Here is a 23,445-nt window from a genome sequence, read left to right as displayed (position 1 = left end):
ATTAATAAAAGTTTTCTGGAAAAATGTTTTCAGCTAGGTGCTGTTGTAAGCGTCGCGCCGCTATTGTCGGCGACGTAGTTTGCTTTATAAAGGGGGTAATCTCAACTTTATCCTTAACTTCAACCCTGAAAAAGGGCTTTGTTGCCGGTACTTGATACCATTTTTTCTCTTTTGTGAGGAAACTTGGCGTTACCGTAATATGGACAACTCTTAAATCTCGTTCTGTTCTTACCGCAATTTGTGCTGCACCGCGTTGTAATTTCGGCTCTACACCTGGTGTTGTTCTTGTTCCTTCAGGAAATATAAGCAACACGTTGCCTTTGTTAAATCGTTCATCACAAAGTGCTAATAAATCATCCGGTGCTTCATTGGGAATATATCCGGCTGCTTTTACGATGTGCTTCATAAAAGGATTCGACCATATTGCCGATTTTACTAAACAGTCGCAGCGATTTAATTGTGAAGCAATGAGAACGTAATCGATTAAACTAGGGTGGTTGGCAACAATTAAACAATTACGATCTTGTTGAAGAATATCGGCACCAATAATTTGATAATCGATTGCGCCACTCAACTTCATCAATTTACAAAATGTGTTGAATGAATATCGAATCGCACCTTGAACTTTATATTCGCGTTCCGTTTGGTCTGAAACAAAAATACGAATGGTCGGAATAACAATGAAGCTCAGTACTAAACCACCTAACCCAAATACTGAAAAACAAAAGCCTGTTGCTAGCACACGCCAATACTGATTTAAGTGACTCATTGCTTGTGCCATTCCCAAATTTGTTTCGGAGCGTGAATAGTCCACTGATTTTCATCTGACAAGTAGTGTTGCAAAAACGCTAAGCCTTGTGGCAACGGGTGGTTTGAGCATTTTGCACTGATGCCGCTTTGCACCGTGAAGCCATCTCCATGAGAAAGTATCAAGCCAAGTCCAAACCCTTTGTATTGTTGGTTTTCATATTCTAAATAAGAGTCAGGCATAGGCTCATCAAAATCAACAAGCAGTACTTTTTTGTCAGGATTGTCGGACAAAAACAGCCAAGCTTCTAATATTGCGCTTTGGAATGTGTTTTCTGCCGCAGCGATAGAAGTTAGGGGAATGGGTTGTTTAGTTGCGATAGTGGCAAGCCCTGCGGCGGTATTGTGCACCGATTGAGAAAAAGCCATCGGAGACGCCTCTTCTCCATTAATTATATCTTCAACTAGTGCGACGCTGCGATGCAGTTCACCATGACGGCTTGAAAATACAAGGTAATCAACTTGATGTTGATTAAGCATTTCGATTGCAGTTTGTACCGCCAGTTTACTGAGTGGGCTCATTCTTCTGCGCATCATCGCAGGAATATTTGCAACATTGATTTTGCCATCTTCTGGCCATTTTATCTCTGTTGCCCATTGTTTCCATTCATTGGATTCGGATAAACCGAATGAATTCGCTGTCCACGCATCAATATTGAACGAAATGTTGATCTTCGAGTTTGGCATATTGGGTTAAATTGTTTATTTTACAGCTCGATACAAATTGGGGTTGACCCAAATTCACAATAAAAAGGAAATTATCATGTCGCGTTTTAAGCTGTATGTCTCGTTATTATTAACTTTGCTTCTTGTTGGTTGTGGACGAGTACAACCTGTAATGAATGTGGAGGATACTCCAGTTGCTTATGATCTTCAAAATAAACAAGTAAAAATGGCCATAGTGCAATCAGCAACTAACCGAGGCTGGACGATCGAAGAAGTAAGCCCTGGTGTTCTTATTGCAAAAATCCACGTTCGTAAACACTCTGCAGAAGTAAAAATCCCATACAATAATAAATATTACTCAATTATTTATCTCAACTCAGTAAATCTCAAAGCAAGTGATGGCAAAATCCACCGCAATTACAATCGTTGGGTAAACAACTTGAATGTTGATATTCAGCGAGCTATTGCATTGTTGGGCAATCAATCTCAACAATAAAACTATTAATTGCAGTTAGGTTTTTCCGTGTTAAATCAAAATAATGACCCTTTTAATGCTTTTGAAGCGAAGACAGAAGCTCAGAAGTTATCTTTTGCACCAATCGTGTTCCAGACCGCCAAAACGCTTCGAGATTTAGGTATTTTAGCCGCTTTAGACAGCGCTGGCGCTCAAGGCATGAGTGCCACAGATATTGCCGAGAAAACGGGAGTATCAGAATATGGTGTTAAAGTACTGTTGGATATGGCGATTAGTGCGCATATTGTTTTATGGGAACGACCTAACTATTCGCTTGCAAACCTTGGTTTTTACCTTCTTCATGATGGTATGACGAATGCAAACATGGATTTTACGGCAGATGTTTGTTACGCCGCGATGATGCATTTGACGGAAGCAATTCAAGAAGGTAAACCGTCTGGTTTGAAAGAGTTGGGCAATTGGGAGACCATCTATCAAGGTCTATCGACGTTACCAGAACAAGCCAAACAGAGCTGGTTTAAGTTCGATCATTTCTATTCGGATCGCTCGTTCCCACTTCTGCTTAAAGAGGTATTTGCAAGCAAGCCAAAGCATCTTGTGGATATTGGCGGAAATACGGGAAAATGGGCGATTCAGTGTTGTAAACATGACCCTGACGTTCAAGTGACGATTGTTGATTTACCGCAGCAATTAGAAGTAGCGATGAAGAATGTTTCAAAAAATCAGTTCGTCGAGCGTGTACGTCCATACCCTGCAAACATGCTTGATAAAGCACAAACATTGCCGGAGCATGCTGACGTTTGGTGGATGAGCCAGTTCTTGGATTGCTTTTCCCCAATTGAGATCCTCAATATCCTTAAAAAAGTTAAAGCCCAGTTAACGAAGGGAGATACTATTTACGTATTGGAGCTGTTTTGGGATGCTCAAAAATACGCGGGAGCTTCCTATAGCCTTAATGCCACTTCTCTTTATTTTACCTGTTTAGCTAACGGTAATAGTCGCTTTTATCGCAGTGATGATTTCTTAGAAATTGTCGAAGCGGCAGGTTTATCTGTCGTTGAAAGAACCGACAATATTGGCCTTGGTCATACCTTATTAAAACTACAAGCAAACTAAATTCAGAATGAAAACAGAGCTCAAGCAAGTTGTTGTCGTAGGAGCGGGGCCATCAGGTTCAACCGTTTCTGCGTTGTTAAAATCGCGTGGCATAGATGTTGTTGTCTTAGAAAAAGCGACTTTTCCACGTTTTTCCATAGGAGAAAGCCTACTCCCTGCATGTATGGAAGTTGTTGAACAAGCAGGAATGACTCATGCAGTAAAGCAGTTTGGTTTCCAGTATAAAGATGGTGCTGCATTTCGTCGTAATGGCGTATACACCCAGTTCGACTTTACAAACAAATACACACCAGGACCGGGCACGACGTTTCAGGTTCAACGTGCCAACTTTGATAAAGTATTGGCAGATAGCGCTGAAGAGCAAGGCGTAGAGATTCGTTATCAGCATGAGCTGCTCAACCTAGTGTTTGAAGGGAAAAAGTCTCGATTAGAAGTGCTCGACTCAAATAAGAAGGCTTATCAAATCGAAGCAGATTTTGTGCTGGATGCAAGTGGCTTTGGGCGTGTTTTGCCACGCTTGTTGGAGCTAGAAGAACCTTCTTGTCTTCCGCCTAGAAAAGCGATCTTTACCCATATCGAAGATCATATCTCTCCCCAAGAGCCGGAATACGATCGCAACAAAATTTTAATTTCAGTTCATCCTGAAAATCACGACGTATGGTACTGGCTAATCCCATTCTCTAATGGTACCTGTTCGTTTGGTGTGGTGGGTGAGCCAGAATTTTTCGAACAATACCCAGAAGATAAGATTGCAGCGTTGCAGCAGTTAGCCAATGAAGAGCCGGGTTTGGCTGCTTTATTGCGAAACGCGAATTACCCGAATCCAGCAGGCGAGTTGGGTGGCTATTCTGCTAACGTCAAACGTTTAGCGACAGAGCACTACGCGTTGCTTGGTAATGCAGGTGAGTTTCTTGATCCTGTATTTTCATCGGGTGTCACTATCGCCATGAAATCGGCAGAGTTTGCAGCGGACTGCGTGGTTCGTCAGCTGAATGGTGAAAAGGTTGATTGGCAAGAAGAGTACTCGCAACGCTTAATGGTGGGAGTGAACACATTCCGCACTTATGTGGAAGGCTGGTACAACGGCACGTTGCAAGATGTGATTTTCTATCAAAACCCGAACCCACGTATTAAACAGATGATTAGTGCGATTTTGGCTGGATATGCTTGGGATACGAATAATCCTTACGTAAAACAAAGTGAGCAGCGTTTGTCGACGCTTGCAGAACTGGTTCGGGAAGCTGAACTGTAAGAATATACATTCGCTTATCCGAGAATCAGTAAACCTAGGTCTTACCAAAAAATTGGTAAGACCTTTTTAATGCCTCTTTACTTTTACTTCTAGCGTGTTGGAGACACATTGACCACTTACATCGGTGTGTATCGAATTTGAGAATTTTTATGGTGACATTGATCACATCTAGAATTCCTGTTGCTGATATTTATATTAAATTTGTAGGAAATGGATTACATTCTGGGAGTGTTCCCTACATCCGGCTTCGTTGTGAAAACGGTTTATAAGCAACTGTATAAGTTAGTAAAGTTCCAAAAACTACATCAAAAAAAAGACAAGTTTCTTACCAAATCAATTCGCTTGGTGAGTTCGAGCCATCGACTACGCCAAACGCTTCCTCTACTTTCTAAAATTGTCGAAGAACATGACGCATCAACGGTCTCTTCGATTGCAGATCCCGAGAACGCGGTCGCGTGGGGAGGCAAAGTTTCTCCAGAGTTCAAATCTAAAGTCATCCGTATTAGTAAAGAGCTAAAGATCAATCCTAATCATCTTATGGCGTGCATGGCATTTGAAACTGCTGAAACTTTCAGTCCAAGCATCAAAAATGGTTCCGGAAGCGGGGCTACAGGGTTAATTCAATTTATGCCCTCTACCGCAGAATCATTAGGAGTGAACACAAAGACTCTTGCGAGAATGAGCGCGCTTGAACAACTTGACTATGTGAAAGCGTACTATTGGCCCTATCGAAATAAAATTAATAGCTTAGAAGATGCTTACATGGCCATTCTCTACCCTGCTGCGATTGGTAAACCGCCGTCTTTCGTTTTGTTCAGACAAGGCTCAATTGCCTATCGACAGAATGCAGGTATCGATCGCCACAACACGGGGAAAATCACGCTTAATGATGTTTCCTACAAAGTGAGGCAAAAATTAGAAAAAGGTTTGCAGCCCAATTTCATGGGCTAAGATTGTGTCATGTTCCTAGTTTTTCGTGCATGAATCCTTCTGTTACTTCACGGGGATTCTGATACACTACGCGCCCATTTCCTCTGTTGAGACCTTTCTATGCCATTTTCTAAGCTTGGTTTAAGCGCATCGATTGCTGATGCAGTAAAAGCGCTAGGTTATGAAAAACCCACTTCTATCCAACAAAAAGCCATTCCAATCGTATTGCGTGGCCGCAATTTAATTGCAGCAGCGCAAACGGGCACAGGTAAAACGGCCAGTTTTGTTCTGCCAATCTTAGAAAAGCTTAGTCGAGGCGAAACGCAACGTAAAAAACGCGCTCGTGCGATTATCCTAACTCCAACACGCGAACTTGCGCTTCAGGTTCATCAAAGTATTGAAGCTTATGGTAAAAACTTACCATTACGCTCAATGGCGATGTTTGGTGGTGTGGATTATGCACCACAAAAACAAGCCTTGATCGAGGGTGTCGATATTGTGGTAAGCACGCCTGGGCGCTTGATTGATCTGTACGGTCAACGCGCGATTCACTTTGATGAAGTGGAAATGCTAGTGCTTGATGAAGCCGACAAAATGTTGGATATGGGATTCATCGATGCGATCGACAAAATCGTCGACTGTATGCCAGAACATGTGCAAAGTTTGTTGTTCTCAGCGACGTTATCTAACCCTGTTCGTGACTTGGCCAAAAATGCGATTATTGATCCTGAAGAGATCACGATTGCAAAGCACAGTGCCTCAAAATCAAATATTAAACAGTGGATCACGACCGTCGATAAAGACATGAAGTCGTCGCTGTTAAGTCACTTGCTTAAAGAAAATGACTGGTCGCAAGTACTGGTATTTATTGAAACTAAACACGGCGCAGCCAAACTGGTAAGCCAACTTGAGAAACGTGGCATTGTGGCAGAAGCATTCCACAGTGGCCGTAATCAGCGTGTTCGCCAGGAATTAATAGAAAAGTTTAAAGCGGGTGAAATCCAGTACTTAGTCGCAACCGGCGTTGCTGCTCGCGGTATTGATATTGATAATCTGCCAGTTGTCATCAACTACGATTTACCTTACCCAGCGGATGAGTATGTACATCGTATTGGTCGTACAGGTCGTGCTGGCGCGAAAGGTGAGGCGATATCACTGGTTTCAAAAGACGACTTTAAGAACCTCTGCATGATTGAAAGTCGTTTAGGGCACTTGCTAGAGCGAGTGGAAATTGAAGGTTTTGCGCCAAGAAAGCCAGTACCAATTTCAATTTTAAATTACGTGCCTAAGAATAAACGTAAACCGCACGATAAGCGCGAATCAAAATAGCCAGTTTATCCCATGATCTAAAAGCCGCATTCTTGCGGCTTTTTGCGTTTTAAGGCATCCAATTATGTAGCCATCGAGACGGTTTCTATTCGGTAATGAGGAAAAAAGTTAATCAGTGTCATACGCTTAACACGTAAAGTGAATCAAGGTGCGTTAAGCTTTTGTCAATTATCTGTCCGCAGGTTTGCACAAGGTAAGGAATGGGCGCAAACTTTTTTGCTTGCTAATGAATGCATAAGATGGGGCACAAATGAAAACAGGTGATAAGCAATTCGCCGTTATTGGTCTTGGCCGATTTGGTTTGGCAGTGTGTAAAGAGTTACAAGATTCAGGCGCTCAAGTTTTAGCCGTTGACATCAACGAAGACAGAGTTAAAGAAGCCGCCAGTTTTGTTAGTCAGGCGGTTGTGGCTAACTGTACTCACGAAGAGACGGTTGCTGAGCTCAAACTTGATGATTACGACATGGTGATGATTGCCATCGGAGCGGATGTCAATGCCAGTATTCTTGCGACATTGATTGCTAAAGAGGCGGGAGTAAAGTCAGTATGGGTTAAAGCCAACGACCGCTTCCAAGCTCGTGTTCTGCAAAAAATTGGCGCAGACCACATTATCATGCCTGAGCGTGACATGGGGATACGTGTCGCGCGTAAAATGCTCGATAAACGGGTTCTTGAGTTCCACCCATTAGGCAGTGGCTTAGCTATGACGGAGTTTGTGATTGGCTCTCGTTGGATGGGTAAGACACTAAGTGATTTGGCTCTGTGCAAAGTCGATGGCGTGCAAGTGCTAGGGTTTAAACGGGGCCCAGAAATTACCAAGGCACCTGACCTTAATACCACACTAGAAATTGGTGACCTAATTATTGTGGTCGGCCCTCAAGATGCGCTCGCAAATAAATTAAAATCGCTATGACGTATTTTCATCAGAAAGGTGTTTTTTACGCACCAGATGGTAAACAAGAGAAAGCGAAAGGCAACGAACCGCGAATTATATTGCTCAGTTTTCTCGGTGTTTTACTGCCTTCTGCGGTATTGCTAACCTTGCCAGTTTTTTCTGTTACGGGCCTGTCGATAACGGATGCTTTGTTTACTGCAACGTCCGCTATTAGTGTGACAGGGCTTGGTGTTGTCGATACTGGGCAACACTTTACGCTTGCGGGTAAAATCTTGCTGATGTTTTTAATGCAAATCGGTGGGTTGGGGCAGATGACGTTGTCGGCAGTCTTACTCTATATGTTCGGCGTGCGTTTGAGTTTGCGTCAACAAGCGCTGGCGAAAGAAGCATTAGGGCAAGATCGGCAAGTCAATCTAAACCGACTAGTAAAGCGGATTGTTGTTTTCGCGCTTGTTGCAGAAACGGTCGGGTTTATTTTTCTCTCTATCCGCTGGGTCCCTGAAATGGGCTGGCAGACTGGTATGTTTTACGCCTTGTTTCATGCAATTTCTGCATTTAACAACGCTGGGTTCGCGCTGTTTTCTGACAGTATGATGAGCTTTGTGAATGATCCGTTGGTTATCTTTACACTGGCGGGGCTATTCATTTTTGGCGGGCTTGGCTTTACTGTTGTGGGTGACATCTGGCTAAACTGGCGCAAAGGTTTCCACTTTTTGCATCTTCACACCAAAATCATGCTGATTGCGACACCGATATTGCTCTTAGTCGGAACGATGATGTTTTGGTTACTTGAGCGAAGCAACCCAAACACAATGGCGTCTTTACCTGCAACAGGGCAATGGTTGGCGGCATTCTTTCAATCTGCGAGTGCTCGAACGGCAGGGTTTAATAGTGTTGACTTGGCGTTGTTTACCCAGCCAGCCTTACTGGCCATGATTGTTCTAATGTTAATTGGAGCGGGTTCCACCTCAACGGGGGGCGGTATTAAAGTTTCCACATTTGCTGTTGCGTTTATGGCTACGTGGACCTTTTTACGCCAAAAGAAACATGTGGTTATGTTTAAGCGAACCATAAATTGGCAAACTGTGACTAAGTCATTGGCAATTATCGTTGTGAGCGGAGCCATCCTGACAAGCGCAATGTTTTTATTGATGCTTACCGAGAAGGCCAGCTTTGATAAGGTTATGTTTGAAACCATTTCCGCATTTGCCACAGTGGGGCTCACCGCCGGTTTGACTGCGGAACTTTCTGAACCTGGTAAATACATTATGATCGTGGTGATGATCATTGGTCGTATTGGGCCGCTCACGCTTGCCTACATGTTGGCACGTCCTGAACCTACCTTGGTCAAATACCCAGAAGACGCCGTTCTTACAGGTTAATATAGCGTTAAACAATGGCCGCGCGACCATTACGAGCATTGATTAATAGCAGTGCTCGTACATTTATAGAATATGTGGAATGTTGCCCAGTTTTACCTACAAATTCGTAGAAGTTCATTTCTTCTTCCTTTCGTTTCGATACTATTCATTCACTCAATTTATATTCTCAGAAGCTACGCTCATAACAGCGTTTTGGAATCCGACGCTTTTGTAGTGTGACACCAAACTACGTCGTGTTATCTGAGCGAATTGATACCAGCCTTCGTCAATAGTCACTTAGTCTTACTCTATGCCCATAGGGTTACTTTGTGTTTGTTGTGCTTGGTATGAATGAACGAATCGAAAAGATGGAGTCGTACTTTGAAATTCAACACACTCGCCATGGCTATGCTAACTGCGCTTCTTGCAGGGAAGAGCATGGCAACTACTCCGCCATCACCGGTTTGGCATACTATTGCGTTGAGCGATGGTAGTTCCAGTGAGGCAATTCTACGTGGAACGGCAGATTTCCACTGGTTTGAAGATAAGCAGGGCAATGCCTTACTTCAGGAAGACGGCGTTTGGTTTTTCGCGCGGATTCAGCGCGAGTCAGACACGCCAATATTGATCTCGACAGGTGTGGTGAAAACGCAGTCGAGTGAGCCACCTGAGTCGGCGAGGTTTCGCCCGGATTTACAAGTTAAACCGCAATTATCTTCTCTAAAAACCATTGAACCGATGGCACGAAAAAACCTACTGCGTTCGGCGCAAGGTTACCAGGCGATGAGCAGTTCAACGGTTAAGCAGCAGCCCCTATTGGTTGTGCAAGTTTCGTTTGATGACCAAGCAATGGTGCACGATTTTGAGCAACGCGTATTTAATACCAATGGTCAAAGCGTTGTGGATTACTTTGATAAAAACTCTCAAGGTAAATTCAAAGTTGTTCCTGCACTTGAGAGTTACGGCACCGCCAATGACGGTGTGATAGATGTGACTGTGGCACAAAGCCACCCTAACTGTCACTCTAGTTCTACTGATAAGACATGCACCGCCAAGTTGAATGCGGTTTTCACCGAGGCTTATCAAAAACTGGATCCATACTTTAATCTTTCGGCCTACGACAGCAATCAAAATGGTACCGTAGAACCGTCAGAACTCTCTGTCATGTTTATTTTTGCGGGGGGAGATCGTTCAACAGGGGTTCTCAACCGTCCTGCGATTTGGCCGCACAAATTCTCTCACGATGATGTCACACTAGATGGTAAAAAGATCACAGACTATTGTGTGTTCGCTGACTATCAAGTTGATCATCAAGCGACGTTGGGCGTGATCGTACACGAGCTTGGCCACTTAATGCTTGGCTTACCGGATTTGTACGCAAGGAACAGTGATGCCTCGATCGGCTCTTGGGGCGTGATGGGTGGCGGTTCATGGGCGCAGAAACCGGGAGATTCATACGCTGGTGACACTCCGGTGAACATGAGTGCATGGAGCAAACACGCTGCTGGTTTTGTTGTACCAACGGTAACTCATGAAAGTCCAGCGCCTATTTCTGTGAACAACGACGATGTCAAGCTGGTGTATCTCGACCCGTACTTGAAAGAGTTTGGTCCACGTGTTTACTTGGAAAATCGCACCTTTAGCGGTTACGACCGAGCATTGGCGGCTGAAGGTATCCTGGCGACGTCGGTCAATGTCCAGAACCGCTTTAATGATGTTGGCGCGATGCAGGTTCAAATCATGCAGGCTGATGGTCTGAATGAGTTAGAAAATGATGGTAGGAGTGACGCTGACGATTTGTACCCTAATGGTGGCGATGTCATTTCAGATACATCGACCCCGGGTCTGAGAGCGATCACAGGGTTTGATACTGGGGTTCGTATTTCCAACATTGCCAGCAACACCAACGGCGGTAGCTTTTCTCTTGAGCATACAAACGAACCAAATAAATCAGCATGGCTGAACTCTCTTCATCAAGGTTATGTGTACGCGAGTGGGAGTAACACTCTGGCGGTGTCACTGGACTTGAATAGTGATACAGAGCTTGATGGCCTTCAACTTTATGCGCAAAGAAATAGCGCTCAAAGTGACATGACTTATCGAGTTTGGCGATTCCCATTTTCTGGAAACATTGGCTATCGATTAATATTGAATCAAAACAACGCTGAGCTTTTACAGCAAGGTAACTTCCAAAAGTCATCTCGAATTTTATTCCCCCAATCAAGCCAATTGAGTGCGGGTCAGCACTTATTGGTCGTTGAATTGGAAGGCGGTCAATTTGATGCAAACTTTGACTTCGGCCGCTTGCTAAAAACTGAAAAAGCCTCCCTACCTGTAATGTGGACTGGTGATTACAGTGAGATTGGCACGTTTGGTCTAGAAAAAGCCGGGTTCTCTTATATTCCGTTTGCAGCATTATTAAATGTGGATGCGAGCAACTTGGTTGAAGCGAAATCTGATTCGTTACAAACCAATAAAAATACGCCAATCAAACTGAACCTGATGGACAATGATTTCATGGCGGTAGGGTATCAGTTCAATGTGGACATTGTGCAGAAGCCTGAGCACGGCACCATCTCTGGCAACCAGTACCAACCTGAAGCTAACTTCGTTGGTCTGGACACTTTCCAATATCGTTTGTTGTCGGTTGATGGTGCGTACTCATCTTCAATCGTGAATGTGCAAGTGGAAGTGCTTGGCAGCAACGAAGCGCCAGTGGCCGTGATTGATATTGATAATAAAGACATGACGGTTGGGCAGCGAGTCACGTTGTCTGCGTTAAATAGTACGGATGCTGATGGTGATGTGTTGAGTTATAAATGGGAGCAGTTGGCTGGCACTTCAGTTTCTCTTGGCAATGCAACCAGTGTTAGCACAAGCTTTACGGTGCCTCAAGGTGCAAAAGCGGGTGAGGTTCTGACATTCCGTTTAACCGTGACTGACCCTAGTAATGAAACGTCCAGTGCTACCGTCGATTTAACCATGAAAAACGCAGCGCCAGTTACGCTTGCAGATACGGCGACCGTTGCCGTTGGTGAAAGTATTCTGATTGATGCAGCGAGCAATGATTCGGATGTGAACGGCGATAAACTGGTTGTAGAAAGTGTACAGAACGTAACGGGTGTGGGAAGTGCGAGTGTAGAGAATGGCAAAATCCGTTTTCAAGCACCGGATAGCCCTACTGACGGCATCAAGCTGCAATATACGGTTTCAGACGGTCATGGTGCCACTGCTACGGGGGAAGTTATCGTGACGGTTGTTGCTTCTTTGAAGACAACGACATTCAAGAACTCTGAAGGTAGCGGCAGTGTTTCTTATTGGGCTTTGATGTTACTTGCAACATTAGGCTGGCGACGTCGCGTCTAAAACGGTATTGAATTGCGGTATAAGCCACTCACATTGAGTGGCTTATTTTTTATCTGATCTATTTTGGTTTCGTTCTCATTGTCTTATGAGATGTGTTTCTCATTATTTTTAAAGCGATTTTTCTACTCTGCGGTTACCCTAGGGGCCGATTTTTATGAACTAAGGATGTTATATGTCTACCGAGGCCTTTTCTGTTTCGGAAATATGCCGAGAAGCGGCAGTGATGGTCAGAAGGAATCTACTCGCAATTGTTATTGCTTGTATTCCGTTGATTATCGTGCACTCAATTTTTGCTTTTATGTATCCTGAAATGACGGGGAAAGATCAAGCGAACGTTCAAGAAGGCAATGTCTCAGGATTTTATTTCGTCACAATTATTTTGTACCCACTTGTTGCCGCTATGGCGGCTGTGCGTGTGCATCGAATTTATTTAGCCGGCGATTACATGCACTCTGCGTTGGATGTATTTCGTTTGTCAGCTCGAGAATTCCGTTTCATAGGCTGGTGGATACTGTTTGGACTGATGATGATGCTCGTTATTGGTATCCCGATCTTTGTGTTGTCGTTTATCTACATTGCAGAAAGTGGTGAAGCCGACTTTGTTGCTATGGCTATTATCACAACGATTGCAAGCATTCCCGGCTATTGGGTAATGGCGCGATGGTCATTTGTGTTGCCAGCGACTGCAATGGATCATCAACCGCGCAGTTTGCGTCGTTCGTGGAATCAGAGCAGACCATACAACAAACAAGTATTCATTTTGATGGGACTAATTCCATTGGGTGCGGGCTTGCTCAGTCAGCTGATCTTTAGCCACTTTACGAATCTCTTTATGTTGAGCCTCGTCGGTGTGGCCTATGGTATTTTTGGCGCGTACCAGCTGGCATTGTTATCGTTGAGCTATAAAACGGTAGTGGATATCGAACGCGCTCGTTTTGATACGCCATCACAGCCACCAAAAACGGGTGAAGAATTTTCCGCTTAACCCTTTGATCGTTTTTACATGCTACCTCCGTTTAGGAGACAGTCTGCGGCAGGTTGATACCTTCCTGCCGCTTTCGCGTTAGTCACGCAAAATACCCATGTCCATTTCATGGCTGAATGACAGGGACATTCACACGTATACTCACAACAGTACTTCTTTTTATTAAGGAACCCTACATGTCCATTTGGCAACGGGTCAATTTCACCCATCGCTTTAGTCAATTACCGTCAGCGTTCTATACGTTGGTCGAGCCACAACCCTTGGACAACACTCGCTGGGTCGCTTGGAATGGTGAGTTTGCACAGCAGTTTGGTTTACCAGAAGAGCAAAACGATGAGTTATTGGCGGTTTTTTCTGGGCTAAGTGAATTCGAACAATTTCGTCCTCTTGCGATGAAATATGCAGGCCATCAGTTTGGCGTTTACAACCCAGATTTGGGCGATGGACGTGGATTACTGTTGGCAGAAATTGAGCATCAGGATGGTACTTGGTTTGATCTTCACCTCAAAGGTGCAGGGCTAACGCCTTACTCGCGAATGGGAGATGGGCGAGCGGTATTACGCTCAACTATCCGTGAGTACTTGTGCAGTGAAGCCATGGCGGGCCTTGGGGCTCCCACGACACGTGCTCTCGGTATGATGGTCAGTGATACACCTGTTTATCGAGAAAAAACGGAATCGGGCGCTTTGTTACTTCGAATGGCTGAAACCCATGTTCGATTCGGTCACTTTGAGCATTTCTTTTACACCAACCAGTTAGCAGAGCAGAAGCTGTTGGCGGATAAGGTGATTGAGTGGCACTTTGCTGACTGTGCATCGGCGGAGAAACCATATGCCGCGATGTTTGACGCCATCGTGACTAAAACAGCCGAGATGATCGCATATTGGCAAGCTTTTGGTTTTGCGCATGGTGTGATGAATACCGATAACATGTCAATTCTTGGGCAAACTTTTGATTATGGTCCGTTTGGCTTTCTTGATGATTATGAGCCGGGATACATTTGTAATCATTCAGACTACCAGGGTCGTTACGCATTTGATCAACAGCCTAGAATTGCGCTTTGGAACCTGTCAGCATTGGCGCATGCGCTATCGCCACTCGTTGAACGAGAAGATTTAGAATCGTCGTTGAGTCAATTTGAAGTTCATTTAAGCCAGCAGTTCAGCCGCCTCATGCGTGAGAAGTTGGGCTTAAAAACTAAGATAGCGGAAGACGGGCATTTGTTTGAAGCTATGTTTGAGCTTCTTCACCAGAACAAAACGGACTACACTCGCTTCTTCAGAACACTTTCAAACCTTGATAATGCGCCTTCCCAAGCCGTAATCGATTTATTTCTCGACCGAGAAGCTGCGCGAGCTTGGCTTGATCTGTACTTAGCTCGGTGTGAGCTAGAGGTTGATGAACTAGGGGGCCTGATTTCAACCGAACAGCGTTGCAAACAGATGCGTCAGGCCAATCCCAAATACATCTTGCGTAACTACTTGGCTCAGTTGGCGATTGATAAAGCGGAAGAAGGGGACTTTAGCGAATTACACCGATTGGCCGAACTGTTAAAACGCCCATTTGATGAGCAACCCGAGTTTGATGATTACGCGAAATTGCCACCGGAATGGGGGAAGAAAATGGAGATAAGCTGTTCTTCATAAATGGGTCATTTCCCACCCATTTGTATCTTTTTCTTGGGTGGAATTCACTCGTTACACTTCGGATTCATGTTAATGGGCTATGTTAATTTATTGAAATAAATATAAATTTTAACATGGTCCATTAATTGCTCCTTGTTGAACATCCGTACCCATCGCCTAACACCTAGTTACTCATGGACGGGATGGGATGTGATTCAACAAGGAGAATAATAATGTTTAAGCCTCTAACTCTACTATCTGTCTCTGCACTTGCTGTTACCAGTTTTAATGCTGCCGCAAATTGTGACCCGGGTGAAACGGTCATCAAGTTTAGCCATGTAACGAATGCGGACAAACACCCTAAAGGCATCGCGGCTTCGTTACTTGAAAAGCGCGTCAACGAAGAGATGAACGGTAAAGTCTGTATGCAGGTATTTCCTAACTCAACACTTTATGATGATGACAAAGTGTTGGAAGCGCTACTGAATGGTGATGTTCAACTCGCTGCTCCTTCTCTTTCTAAGTTTGAGAAATTCACCAAGAAGTACCGCCTTTTCGATCTTCCTTTCTTGTTCGATGATGTCGACGCGGTTGACCGTTTCCAAAACTCGGAAGCGGGTGAAAAGCTGAAAAATTCAATGAAACGTCGTGGCCTACAAGGCATTGCGTTTTGGCATAACGGCATGAAGCAAATGTCAGCCAACAAGCCGCTCATTTCTCCAACTGATGCTGAAGGACTTAAGTTCCGTGTTCAAGCGTCTGATGTACTCGTTGCTCAGTTTGAGCAGCTAGGTGCTAACCCACAAAAAATGTCGTTCAAAGAAGTTTACGGCGGCTTGCAAACTAAGGTTATTGATGGTCAAGAAAATACTTGGTCAAACATTTACGGCAAAAAATTCTTCGAAGTTCAAGATGGCATTACGGAAACGAACCACGGAATTCTGGATTACTTAGTTGTGACGTCAAACGACTTCTGGAAAAACCTACCAGATGATCAGCGCGAGCAGTTAAATACCATTATTCAAGAGGTAACTGCGCAGCGTAATGCTGAGTCAACCAAAGTAAACCTTGCGAATAAGAACAATATCATCGAGGCAGGTGGTGTGGTTCGTACTCTAACGCCAGAACAGCGCCAAGAATGGGTCACTGCACTTCAACCAGTATGGAAGAAGTTCGAAAAAGACATTGGTTCTGACCTAATCGAAGCCGCTTTGGCGTCTAACCAAAAATAATAACACCTAGCACATTTAGCCCTCTCAAACTGAGGGGGCTCTTTCCCCCTACAGACGACGTGATGTAATTATGGAACAGACTTTTTTTGCCAAGGCTGGACGAATCACCGATGCCATTGAAGAGACTTTGATTGCTTTCTTCTTGGGTGCCATGACCTTGCTGACCTTTGCCAATGTCATCTTTCGTTATGTCTTTAACGACAATATTCTTTGGGCGCTTGAGCTCACCGTTTTCATGTTCGCATGGATGGTGTTGGTTGGCGCATCTTATGGTGTGAAAAAACACTTTCATATTGGTGTCGATGTCATTATTAACATCGTTCCGGAAGGTAAACGAAAAGCCCTGGCGCTTTTTGCAGCAATGTGTTGCTTAGCCTTCTCTATTTTGCTGTTAATTGGCGCTTGGAACTACTGGTATCCGTTCGCTACCGACCGAGCGTGGTATGAAACGGACGATATTCCGATGCCTGAAATACTCCAGTTCATGGCCGACTGGTTGAATGAGGGAGAGCGTTATGAAAAGCTGCCACGTTTTATTCCTTACTTCGCTTTGCCACTTGGAATGGCGCTACTAACGTTTAGATTTGTTCAAGTCACGTGGCAAATCGCTACTGGTAAGCTCGATCGCTTGATTGCAGGACATGAAGCGGAGGAAGAGCTCGAATCTCTTAAAGCTGAGATGAGTGACGCTGAAGACGTAATGGCTCCAAAGGCCTCGCAAGACGCTAAAAACAAGGAGCAATAAGCCATGGATATCTTATTTCTATTTTTGATGGTAATTGGCTTTATGCTGGTTGGCGTGCCAATTGCTATTTCGCTGGGCCTTTCCAGTGTTCTTTTCCTTTTAATGCATTCGGATGCCTCTTTAGCGTCAGTTGCTCAAACGCTGTTTAATGCATTCGCGGGCCACTACACGCTATTGGCTATTCCATTCTTTATATTGGCTTCAAGCTTTATGTCGACGGGTGGCGTAGCAAAGCGGATCATTCGTTTCGCCATTGCCATTGTAGGCTGGTTCCGCGGCGGTTTGGCGATGGCTTCGGTTGTAGCGTGTATGATGTTTGCCGCGTTGTCAGGTTCCTCACCTGCAACGGTTGTTGCCATAGGTAGTATTGTTATCGCAGGTATGATCAAAAACGGTTACTCAAAAGAGTTTGCCTCTGGGGTAATTTGTAACGCAGGTACGCTAGGGATTTTGATCCCACCTTCGATTGTGATGGTGGTGTATGCAGCCGCAACGGATGTGTCAGTTGGACGTATGTTCCTTGGTGGTGTGATTCCCGGTTTGCTGGCGGGTGTCATGTTGATGATCGCGATTTACATTGCCGCGAGAATCAAGAACCTTCCAAAGCAACCTTTTGTCGGTTGGAAAGAAACTTTTGATGCCGCCAAGGATGCAAGCTGGGGCTTGTTGTTGGTCGTCATCATTCTTGGTGGTATCTATGGCGGTATCTTTACGCCGACAGAAGCCGCTGCGGTTGCTGCTGTGTACTCATTCTTTATTGCTAACTTTGTATACAAAGACATGGGGCCATTTGCAGACAAGAAAAACACTAAACCTGCGCTCGTTAAAATCTTCCAAACCTTTGTTCATAAAGACACGAAACACACCCTGTATGAAGCGGGCAAACTCACCATCATGCTGCTGTTCATCATTGCTAATGCCTTAATTTTGAAGCATGTTTTAACGGAAGAACGCATCCCGCAAATGATCACTGAGTCGATGCTCTCGGCTGGTCTCGGACCAATCACTTTTTTGATTGTGGTGAACGTCTTGTTGCTGATTGGTGGTCAGTTCATGGAGCCATCAGGCTTGTTGATCATTGTTGCGCCGCTCGTGTTCCCAATTGCGATTGCATTAGGTATAGACCCAATTCATTTGGGCATAATGATGGTGGTGAATATGGAGATAGGAATGATAACGCCGCCCGTGGGTCTTAACTTATTTGTGACCGCTGGTGTTGCCAAAATGTCGATGATGAACGTAGTGAAGGCAGCATTACCCTGGGTTGGAGTGATGTTCTTGTTCCTAATTATCGTCACATATGTACCATGGGTTTCGACTTGGTTGCCTACTACCTTGATGGGGCCGGAGATCATTACCAAGTAATGGAAGCCAGAAAGTAGAAAGAGGTGTGAGAATTCACACCTCTTCGTCTATTGACTTGTAACAAGTTTTGCGCGGGTCTGAATTAATTCGACGTTCATAGTGTCGCCACCTCTTTTTATTTTTACGACGCTCTTCACCGAATCTTCTCTCTTCTTGATAGCAACCGTCTACGAGCACGGTATCTGTAACAATCGGTATTCTCACTTTTTCGTTCATATCTATAACAACCATGATAAACCCGTTGTTAAAAATTATGATTCAAGTTGAGTATAATGCCAGCTATTTGAACGTGTTTTATTTGTAAAGGTCTTTATTTATTTGGTAGCGCTGCATCTTGTCGTAAAGGGTTTTTCTTGGCACATTCAATTGGCACATTGTCTGTTTAATACTACCGTTGTTCTCTAATAAAGCGCCTTCAATGGCTGCTCTCTCAAACTCCGCCACTTGCTCTGCAAGGCTTGAGGAAGACTTAGCAACTGGGTTCGATTCTCCCAACTGAATTAACTTACCCAATAGCACAAAACGCTCTGCAGCATTTCTGAGTTCTCGAACATTGCCAGGCCAGTCATGGCTCATCAGTTGCGCTAGATCTTGGGGTGACAAGCTAGGTGAGCTTTTGCCATAACGTGAAGCTGCTACCAACAGAAAGTGGTGAAAGAGGGCTGGAATGTCTTCTTTTCGTTCGCGTAGTGGCGGGAGATCCAAGGTCACGACATTGAGCCGATAATAGAGGTCCTGACGAAAAGTACCTTCTTCAGCTGCGTGTTTTAAATCGACCTTTGTTGCGGCAATCACTCGAATATCTAAAGGCAATAATTCATTTGAACCGACACGCTCAATCACGCGCTCTTGTAATACCCTCAATAAACGAATTTGGGCTTGGATAGGCATCGACTCGATCTCATCCAAGAAAAGTGTGCCGCCTTGTGCAAACTCAAATTTACCGATACGACGGCTTTCGGCGCCAGTGAATGCGCCTTTTTCATGGCCGTAGAGTTCACTCTCAATTAAGTTCTCTGGAACCGCTCCACAATTTACGGCGACAAAGTTTTGGTTCCGGCGAGAGCTTTGCTCATGTAAAGAACGAGCGATTAACTCTTTCCCTGTACCGGTTTCACCAAACAATAAAATATCGGCGTCGGTATCGGCGATTTGGGTGATGGTCTCTCGTAATATTTGGATGCTAGAGGTTTCACCAATAACTCGTGGACCAAGGGTTTTACTGGCTTTAAGTGACAGGCGCAGTTTTTCATTTTCATTGGTTAGTTTGCGCTTCTCAATCGCCCGCTTAACCGTTTCAACCAAATGTTCTGGCGCAAAAGGTTTCTCAATAAAGTCGTAAGCGCCTTGATGAAGGGCTTGCACAGCCATGGAAATATCACCGTGTCCAGTGATCATGATGACGGGTAAGTTTGCATCGCGTTGAGTCAAAGTTGTCAGCATATCCATACCAGAAATGCCCGGCAAACAGATATCAGTGACCACGACGCCAGCTTCTTCTCCTTGCTGCATCGCTATTAAAGCCGATTCTGCATCCACAAAAAACTTGGCGTCGATATCCGCCAGTTCAAAGGTCTGTTCTATAGCGATTCTGAGATTGGCCTCATCATCAATAAAAAACACCTGACACATGATCTTATCCTTTTGATGGTTCAGTGTTGTAAGAAGTGATAGGTAAACACAATGAGAATCGAGCGCCGCCTTGTTCTCGATTATGGGCACATAATTTTCCTTTCATACTGGCTAAGATTTGTTGCGAGATAGAGAGACCCAAACCTAAACCGTTCAGTTTAGTGGTTAGAAACGGTTCACATAAATCAGAAAGTGAGAAAGAGCCAAGCCCTGGGCCATTATCATCAACATGAATCCAAACCAAATCAGTGTGCTCATCGTGTTCTACAGATAATTCTACCTGTTTGTCTTGTTGTTCTTTGAGTGCTTCTATCGCATTAGTCAGTAAATTGACCAACACTTGCTCCAGTTGAATAATATTGATCTGCACTTCAACATCATGCTCTGGCAAATTTGTTTCTAACGTGACGCGCCCTGATTTAAATGCGGGCTTCATCAGTTCTTTTACAGAGGCAATAACAGGGAACAATCGAGATTGAGCCAACTCGTCACCACTGGTTTTTTTGGCGAAAGAGCGAAGTTGCTGACTGATATTTGCCATACGGTCAGTGAGAGCAGAAATGCGAGTGAGATTATCTTCCACTCGCTCATATTTTTCTTTTTTTAGAAACAGCTTGCCGTTCTCCGCAAAGCTACGAATTGCCGCAAGTGGATTATTCAGTTCATGGCTGATACTGGCCGACATTTGTCCTAACACCGCGAGTTTCGCTGCTTGCACCAATTCGTCTTGAGTAACGCGTAAAGTTTGCTCGGTATCGATACGCTGTGCGATCTCCGCTTGCAACTCGGCAGTCCGTGCCATGACTTGATATTCCAACTTTTGATTGGCTTCTTGTTGAATTCGTTCAATTTGCAAGTGACGCTGTTGACGGTGATAAATAAGCTGACCAATTAAAAACAAAACCATGAATGCTAGAGTGAGTACAAAGATGTAACCCATGGTGAACCAAACGATAGACTGTTTAGGAGACAGCACACGAATTGTCAGTTTGAGTTCGGGAAGGGGCAGCGAAGAGACCACCAAGGTTCCTTTATTGTATGGGTAACCCTGTTTAAGCTCAGAATGCACCTCGTCCAAACTACCCACTAATCCAAGCGTTTCAATTGGCGCATCAAGATATTGTTGGCTTGCCCAAACTTGCTTTTTCTCTTTTTTTGTCAGTGGTCGTAAGCTTTTGAGTAGCCATTCACTTCGGCTACTCATGAAAACAATTCCGTATGGGTCGCTGGCGACAAAAACACTGTTAGGTTGCTGCCAGTTGTCCTCTATCTTACTTAGGTCCATCTTCACCACGACGACACCAAGTACACCGCCAGCGTATACGATGGGATAAGAATAGTAGTAGCCACGTTTACCAGATGTTGAGCCCAGTGCGTAGTATTGGCTTCTTTTGCCTACAATGGCTTGTTTGAAATAAGGGCGAAATGCAAAATTTCGCCCGATAAAGGAGCGCTCTTTACGCCAGTTGCTGGCTGCGATCGTTGTACCCCATTGATCGATTAAGTAGGTGTCCGCTGCTTCAATCACGCCATTAACGGATTCTAAATACCGATTAGTGATTTCCAGTTGCGCACTGTTGTTGGGGTGCAGAAGCGCTTGATAAAGTGGATCATCTTTAGCTAGAAGATTTGGGATATGGGCGTACTTATCGAGTTTATTTTTTATATGGCCAGAAAATTGCTCAAGCTGTGATTGGTGTTTATCAAGTAGAGATTGATAACTGGTCTGCCAAACCCAATGGCCACCGATAATTGCGCACAGGAAATAGAAAGCAAAAAATGTCAGCAGAATCCGTTTTTTTTGCGACATCCTTACACTCCTTACAACTTCCTTTGGTCACGTAAGAAAATGTTAATAGTTTGTAGGAAGGATTAGGGATTTAGTTTTCAACTCTGTGGAGTAAAACAAGAGCAAGATCTCTTTTTAGGCTTTTCGATAAAAAAACCGGTCGATTCTCTTGAAAAAGTCGCTATTGTCCCCATTCTAGATATGCTGGCGATGCTTAGACGGTGTCTGAATCGCATTTTTGAAGAAAAAATGGGTCAGCATTCGAGAATTTAGCGCAGACAATGTCCACATAGTGGCTATTGGCTCGACAGGGTTGCGACAGATCGCTAGAATGTCGCGTCTAAAAATTCTGTCCTGAGGCTAATAGGAGATACCTTTGGTTATTTTATCGAAGATATCACTGATTAGTCCGGTACTGACAACCAGTATCGATACTCGATTTTAAATTAGGTGTTCGGACAGAACACTACACAAGGATGAAGCGTAAGCTCCTCTGAGTTTCGCTCATACGCTCGGAAAACCGAGCCACTTTAGAGGTTTATATATAATGCAAGTTACTGTTGAAACGCTAGAGGGCCTAGAGCGCCGTCTAAACATTACTGTTCCAGCTGCAAACATCGAAGACGCTGTAACAGCTGAACTACGCAACATCGCTAAAAACCGTCGTTTCGATGGTTTCCGTAAGGGTAAAGTGCCTCTAAAAATGGTTGCTAAGATGTACGGCAAAGCAGTACGTCAAGACGTTCTTGGTGAAGTAATGCAACGCCACTTCATCGAAGCTATCGTTAAAGAGAAAATCAACCCAGCTGGCGCTCCAACTTTCGCTCCTGTAGAGAACAAAGAAGGTTCAGACCTAGTTTTCACTGCAACTTTTGAAGTTTACCCAGAAGTTGAGCTTAAAGGCCTAGAGAGCATCACTGTTGAAAAACCACTAACAGAAGTTAAAGATGCAGACGTAGAAGAGATGATCGATACTCTACGTAAGCAACAAGCAACTTGGGTTGAAGTTGAAGAAGCAGCAGAAGATGGCAAACGCGTAAGCATCGACTTCGTTGGTTCTATCGACGGTGAAGAGTTCGAAGGTGGTAAAGCTGAGAACTTCCCTCTAGAAATGGGTGCTGGTCGCATGATCCCTGGTTTCGAAGACGGTATCGCAGGTAAAACTGCTGGTATGGAATTCGACATCGACGTGACTTTCCCAGAAGATTACCACGCTGAAAACCTAAAAGGTAAAGCAGCTAAGTTCGCAATCAAAGTGAACAAAGTTGAAGCTCGTGAACTACCAGAACTAAACGACGAGTTCGTTGCTAAGTTCGGTGTTGTTGAAGGTGGTGTTGAAGCACTTAAAGCTGAAGTTCGTAAGAACATGGAACGCGAACTTAAGCAAGCTGTTAAGAACCGCATCAAAGAGCAAGCGATTGACGGTCTAGTTGAGCAAAACGACATCAACGTACCATCAGCGCTTATCGAGCAAGAAATCCAAGTTCTGCGTCAACAAGCTGCACAACGCTTCGGTGGTAACCCAGAAGCTGCTGCTCAGCTTCCACGTGAACTGTTCGAAGAACAAGCTAAACGTCGCGTAGTTGTTGGTCTTCTACTAGGTGAAGTAATCAAATCTGAAGAGCTAAAAGCGGACGACGAGAAAGTTAAAGCTCTAATCGAAGAAATGGCTACTGCATACGAAGATCCATCAGAAGTTATTGCTTACTACGAGCAAAACGAAGAAATGATGAACAACATGCGCAACGTAGCTCTAGAAGAGCAAGCAATCGACGCGATCATCGCTAAAGCACAGGTTTCTGAGAAAGAAGTAGGCTTCAACGAGCTACTTAACCAACAACAACCTGCTGCTTAATAAGCAATATCTTGCGTAGA

The 23,445-nt window shown here is 44.4% G+C and carries 19 protein-coding genes and 1 pseudogene; 15 read left to right on the top strand and 5 right to left on the bottom strand.

Annotated elements, in window-relative coordinates; translation table 11 throughout:
• Position 1 precedes the first annotated feature (1 nt).
• Together J4N40_RS12015 and J4N40_RS12010 are read right to left on the bottom strand one after the other, a co-directional pair.
• On the bottom strand, positions 2 to 769 hold the full coding sequence (locus J4N40_RS12015) for a lysophospholipid acyltransferase family protein (protein ID WP_085569950.1): 768 nt from the start codon (positions 767 to 769) through the stop codon (positions 2 to 4).
• The gene (locus J4N40_RS12010) at positions 766 to 1,494 is read right to left on the bottom strand and encodes a beta-ketoacyl synthase chain length factor (RefSeq protein WP_085569949.1); all 729 of its coding nucleotides are present in this window, start codon (positions 1,492 to 1,494) and stop codon (positions 766 to 768) included. The genes J4N40_RS12015 and J4N40_RS12010 overlap by 4 nt, the downstream gene beginning before the upstream one ends.
• Positions 1,495 to 1,570: 76 nt before the next feature.
• Here J4N40_RS12010 and J4N40_RS12005 point away from each other — a divergent pair, with 76 nt between their 5' ends.
• The 13 genes from J4N40_RS12005 to J4N40_RS11945 all read left to right on the top strand — a co-directional run bounded on the left by J4N40_RS12005 (position 1,571) and on the right by J4N40_RS11945 (position 18,149).
• The gene (locus J4N40_RS12005) at positions 1,571 to 1,969 is read left to right on the top strand and encodes a hypothetical protein (protein WP_005382272.1); all 399 of its coding nucleotides are present in this window, start codon (positions 1,571 to 1,573) and stop codon (positions 1,967 to 1,969) included.
• Between the two features lie 27 nt (positions 1,970 to 1,996).
• Entirely contained in the window at positions 1,997 to 3,064 is a 1,068-nt protein-coding gene (locus tag J4N40_RS12000; protein WP_033906896.1) for a class I SAM-dependent methyltransferase, read from the top strand.
• 7 nt (positions 3,065 to 3,071) lie between these two features.
• Complete coding sequence (locus J4N40_RS11995; RefSeq protein ID WP_171344878.1) at positions 3,072 to 4,316, top strand: NAD(P)/FAD-dependent oxidoreductase; 1,245 nt, start codon at positions 3,072 to 3,074, stop codon at positions 4,314 to 4,316.
• A gap of 210 nt (positions 4,317 to 4,526) precedes the next feature.
• Positions 4,527 to 5,267, top strand: coding sequence for a transglycosylase SLT domain-containing protein (locus J4N40_RS11990; RefSeq protein ID WP_238843471.1), 741 nt, complete (start codon positions 4,527 to 4,529; stop codon positions 5,265 to 5,267).
• Positions 5,268 to 5,366: 99 nt separating this feature from the next.
• On the top strand, positions 5,367 to 6,575 hold the full coding sequence (locus J4N40_RS11985; protein WP_005382264.1) for a DEAD/DEAH box helicase: 1,209 nt from the start codon (positions 5,367 to 5,369) through the stop codon (positions 6,573 to 6,575).
• Positions 6,576 to 6,825: 250 nt separating this feature from the next.
• The gene (locus J4N40_RS11980) at positions 6,826 to 7,488 is read left to right on the top strand and encodes a potassium channel family protein (protein ID WP_005388291.1); all 663 of its coding nucleotides are present in this window, start codon (positions 6,826 to 6,828) and stop codon (positions 7,486 to 7,488) included.
• Positions 7,485 to 8,852 (top strand): TrkH family potassium uptake protein, encoded by a 1,368-nt coding sequence (locus J4N40_RS11975; RefSeq protein ID WP_053307500.1) that lies wholly within the window; start codon positions 7,485 to 7,487, stop codon positions 8,850 to 8,852. The genes J4N40_RS11980 and J4N40_RS11975 overlap by 4 nt, the downstream gene beginning before the upstream one ends.
• Positions 8,853 to 9,212: 360 nt before the next feature.
• A complete protein-coding gene (locus tag J4N40_RS11970; RefSeq protein ID WP_250654258.1) occupies positions 9,213 to 12,197 on the top strand; it encodes a M6 family metalloprotease domain-containing protein in 2,985 nt (994 codons plus the stop codon).
• 172 nt (positions 12,198 to 12,369) lie between these two features.
• Positions 12,370 to 13,182, top strand: a complete 813-nt coding sequence (locus tag J4N40_RS11965; RefSeq protein ID WP_167415087.1) for a sugar transporter — start codon at positions 12,370 to 12,372, stop codon at positions 13,180 to 13,182.
• Positions 13,183 to 13,358: 176 nt separating this feature from the next.
• Entirely contained in the window at positions 13,359 to 14,828 is a 1,470-nt protein-coding gene (locus tag J4N40_RS11960; RefSeq protein ID WP_250654257.1) for a protein adenylyltransferase SelO, read from the top strand.
• Positions 14,829 to 15,040: 212 nt separating this feature from the next.
• Complete coding sequence (locus J4N40_RS11955; protein ID WP_017634784.1) at positions 15,041 to 16,039, top strand: TRAP transporter substrate-binding protein; 999 nt, start codon at positions 15,041 to 15,043, stop codon at positions 16,037 to 16,039.
• Positions 16,040 to 16,109: 70 nt separating this feature from the next.
• A complete protein-coding gene (locus tag J4N40_RS11950) occupies positions 16,110 to 16,784 on the top strand; it encodes a TRAP transporter small permease (protein WP_005384308.1) in 675 nt (224 codons plus the stop codon).
• Between the two features lie 3 nt (positions 16,785 to 16,787).
• The gene (locus tag J4N40_RS11945; RefSeq protein ID WP_005382255.1) at positions 16,788 to 18,149 is read left to right on the top strand and encodes a TRAP transporter large permease; all 1,362 of its coding nucleotides are present in this window, start codon (positions 16,788 to 16,790) and stop codon (positions 18,147 to 18,149) included.
• Between the two features lie 33 nt (positions 18,150 to 18,182).
• Here the strand turns inward: J4N40_RS11945 and J4N40_RS11940 are convergent, their stop codons facing one another.
• From J4N40_RS11940 to J4N40_RS11930, 3 genes are all read right to left on the bottom strand, one after another.
• Positions 18,183 to 18,365 (bottom strand): hypothetical protein, encoded by a 183-nt coding sequence (locus J4N40_RS11940; RefSeq protein ID WP_021034161.1) that lies wholly within the window; start codon positions 18,363 to 18,365, stop codon positions 18,183 to 18,185.
• Between the two features lie 78 nt (positions 18,366 to 18,443).
• Entirely contained in the window at positions 18,444 to 19,781 is a 1,338-nt protein-coding gene (locus J4N40_RS11935) for a sigma-54-dependent transcriptional regulator (RefSeq protein WP_250654256.1), read from the bottom strand.
• Positions 19,782 to 19,785: 4 nt separating this feature from the next.
• The gene (locus tag J4N40_RS11930; RefSeq protein WP_115385828.1) at positions 19,786 to 21,591 is read right to left on the bottom strand and encodes a sensor histidine kinase; all 1,806 of its coding nucleotides are present in this window, start codon (positions 21,589 to 21,591) and stop codon (positions 19,786 to 19,788) included.
• A gap of 39 nt (positions 21,592 to 21,630) precedes the next feature.
• On the opposite strand from J4N40_RS11930, the pseudogene J4N40_RS11925 reads away from it, so the two are divergent.
• Together J4N40_RS11925 and tig are read left to right on the top strand one after the other, a co-directional pair.
• Positions 21,631 to 21,843 (top strand): annotated as a pseudogene (locus J4N40_RS11925) (hypothetical protein).
• A 274-nt stretch (positions 21,844 to 22,117) separates the two neighbouring features.
• Positions 22,118 to 23,425 carry a trigger factor gene (gene tig / locus J4N40_RS11920; protein WP_005382251.1) on the top strand — a complete coding sequence of 436 codons (1,308 nt, stop codon included), beginning with the start codon at positions 22,118 to 22,120 and terminating at the stop codon, positions 23,423 to 23,425.
• Positions 23,426 to 23,445: the final 20 nt, after the last annotated feature.

The organism is Vibrio sp. SCSIO 43097, from assembly GCF_023650755.1.
Lineage (GTDB): Bacteria > Pseudomonadota > Gammaproteobacteria > Enterobacterales > Vibrionaceae > Vibrio > Vibrio alginolyticus.
This window is presented reverse-complemented; position numbering and strand designations above follow the sequence as displayed.

Coding starts and splice junctions, on each gene's coding strand:
- J4N40_RS12015 (WP_085569950.1), bottom strand. CDS start 769: ATGAGTCACTTAAATCAGTATTGGCGTGTGCTAGCAACAGGCTTTTGT.
- J4N40_RS12010 (WP_085569949.1), bottom strand. CDS start 1,494: ATGCCAAACTCGAAGATCAACATTTCGTTCAATATTGATGCGTGGACA.
- J4N40_RS12005 (WP_005382272.1), top strand. CDS start 1,571: ATGTCGCGTTTTAAGCTGTATGTCTCGTTATTATTAACTTTGCTTCTT.
- J4N40_RS11995 (WP_171344878.1), top strand. CDS start 3,072: ATGAAAACAGAGCTCAAGCAAGTTGTTGTCGTAGGAGCGGGGCCATCA.
- J4N40_RS11990 (WP_238843471.1), top strand. CDS start 4,527: ATGGATTACATTCTGGGAGTGTTCCCTACATCCGGCTTCGTTGTGAAA.
- J4N40_RS11985 (WP_005382264.1), top strand. CDS start 5,367: ATGCCATTTTCTAAGCTTGGTTTAAGCGCATCGATTGCTGATGCAGTA.
- J4N40_RS11980 (WP_005388291.1), top strand. CDS start 6,826: ATGAAAACAGGTGATAAGCAATTCGCCGTTATTGGTCTTGGCCGATTT.
- J4N40_RS11975 (WP_053307500.1), top strand. CDS start 7,485: ATGACGTATTTTCATCAGAAAGGTGTTTTTTACGCACCAGATGGTAAA.
- J4N40_RS11965 (WP_167415087.1), top strand. CDS start 12,370: ATGTCTACCGAGGCCTTTTCTGTTTCGGAAATATGCCGAGAAGCGGCA.
- J4N40_RS11960 (WP_250654257.1), top strand. CDS start 13,359: ATGTCCATTTGGCAACGGGTCAATTTCACCCATCGCTTTAGTCAATTA.
- J4N40_RS11955 (WP_017634784.1), top strand. CDS start 15,041: ATGTTTAAGCCTCTAACTCTACTATCTGTCTCTGCACTTGCTGTTACC.
- J4N40_RS11950 (WP_005384308.1), top strand. CDS start 16,110: ATGGAACAGACTTTTTTTGCCAAGGCTGGACGAATCACCGATGCCATT.
- J4N40_RS11945 (WP_005382255.1), top strand. CDS start 16,788: ATGGATATCTTATTTCTATTTTTGATGGTAATTGGCTTTATGCTGGTT.
- J4N40_RS11940 (WP_021034161.1), bottom strand. CDS start 18,365: ATGAACGAAAAAGTGAGAATACCGATTGTTACAGATACCGTGCTCGTA.
- J4N40_RS11935 (WP_250654256.1), bottom strand. CDS start 19,781: ATGTGTCAGGTGTTTTTTATTGATGATGAGGCCAATCTCAGAATCGCT.
- J4N40_RS11930 (WP_115385828.1), bottom strand. CDS start 21,591: ATGTCGCAAAAAAAACGGATTCTGCTGACATTTTTTGCTTTCTATTTC.
- tig (WP_005382251.1), top strand. CDS start 22,118: ATGCAAGTTACTGTTGAAACGCTAGAGGGCCTAGAGCGCCGTCTAAAC.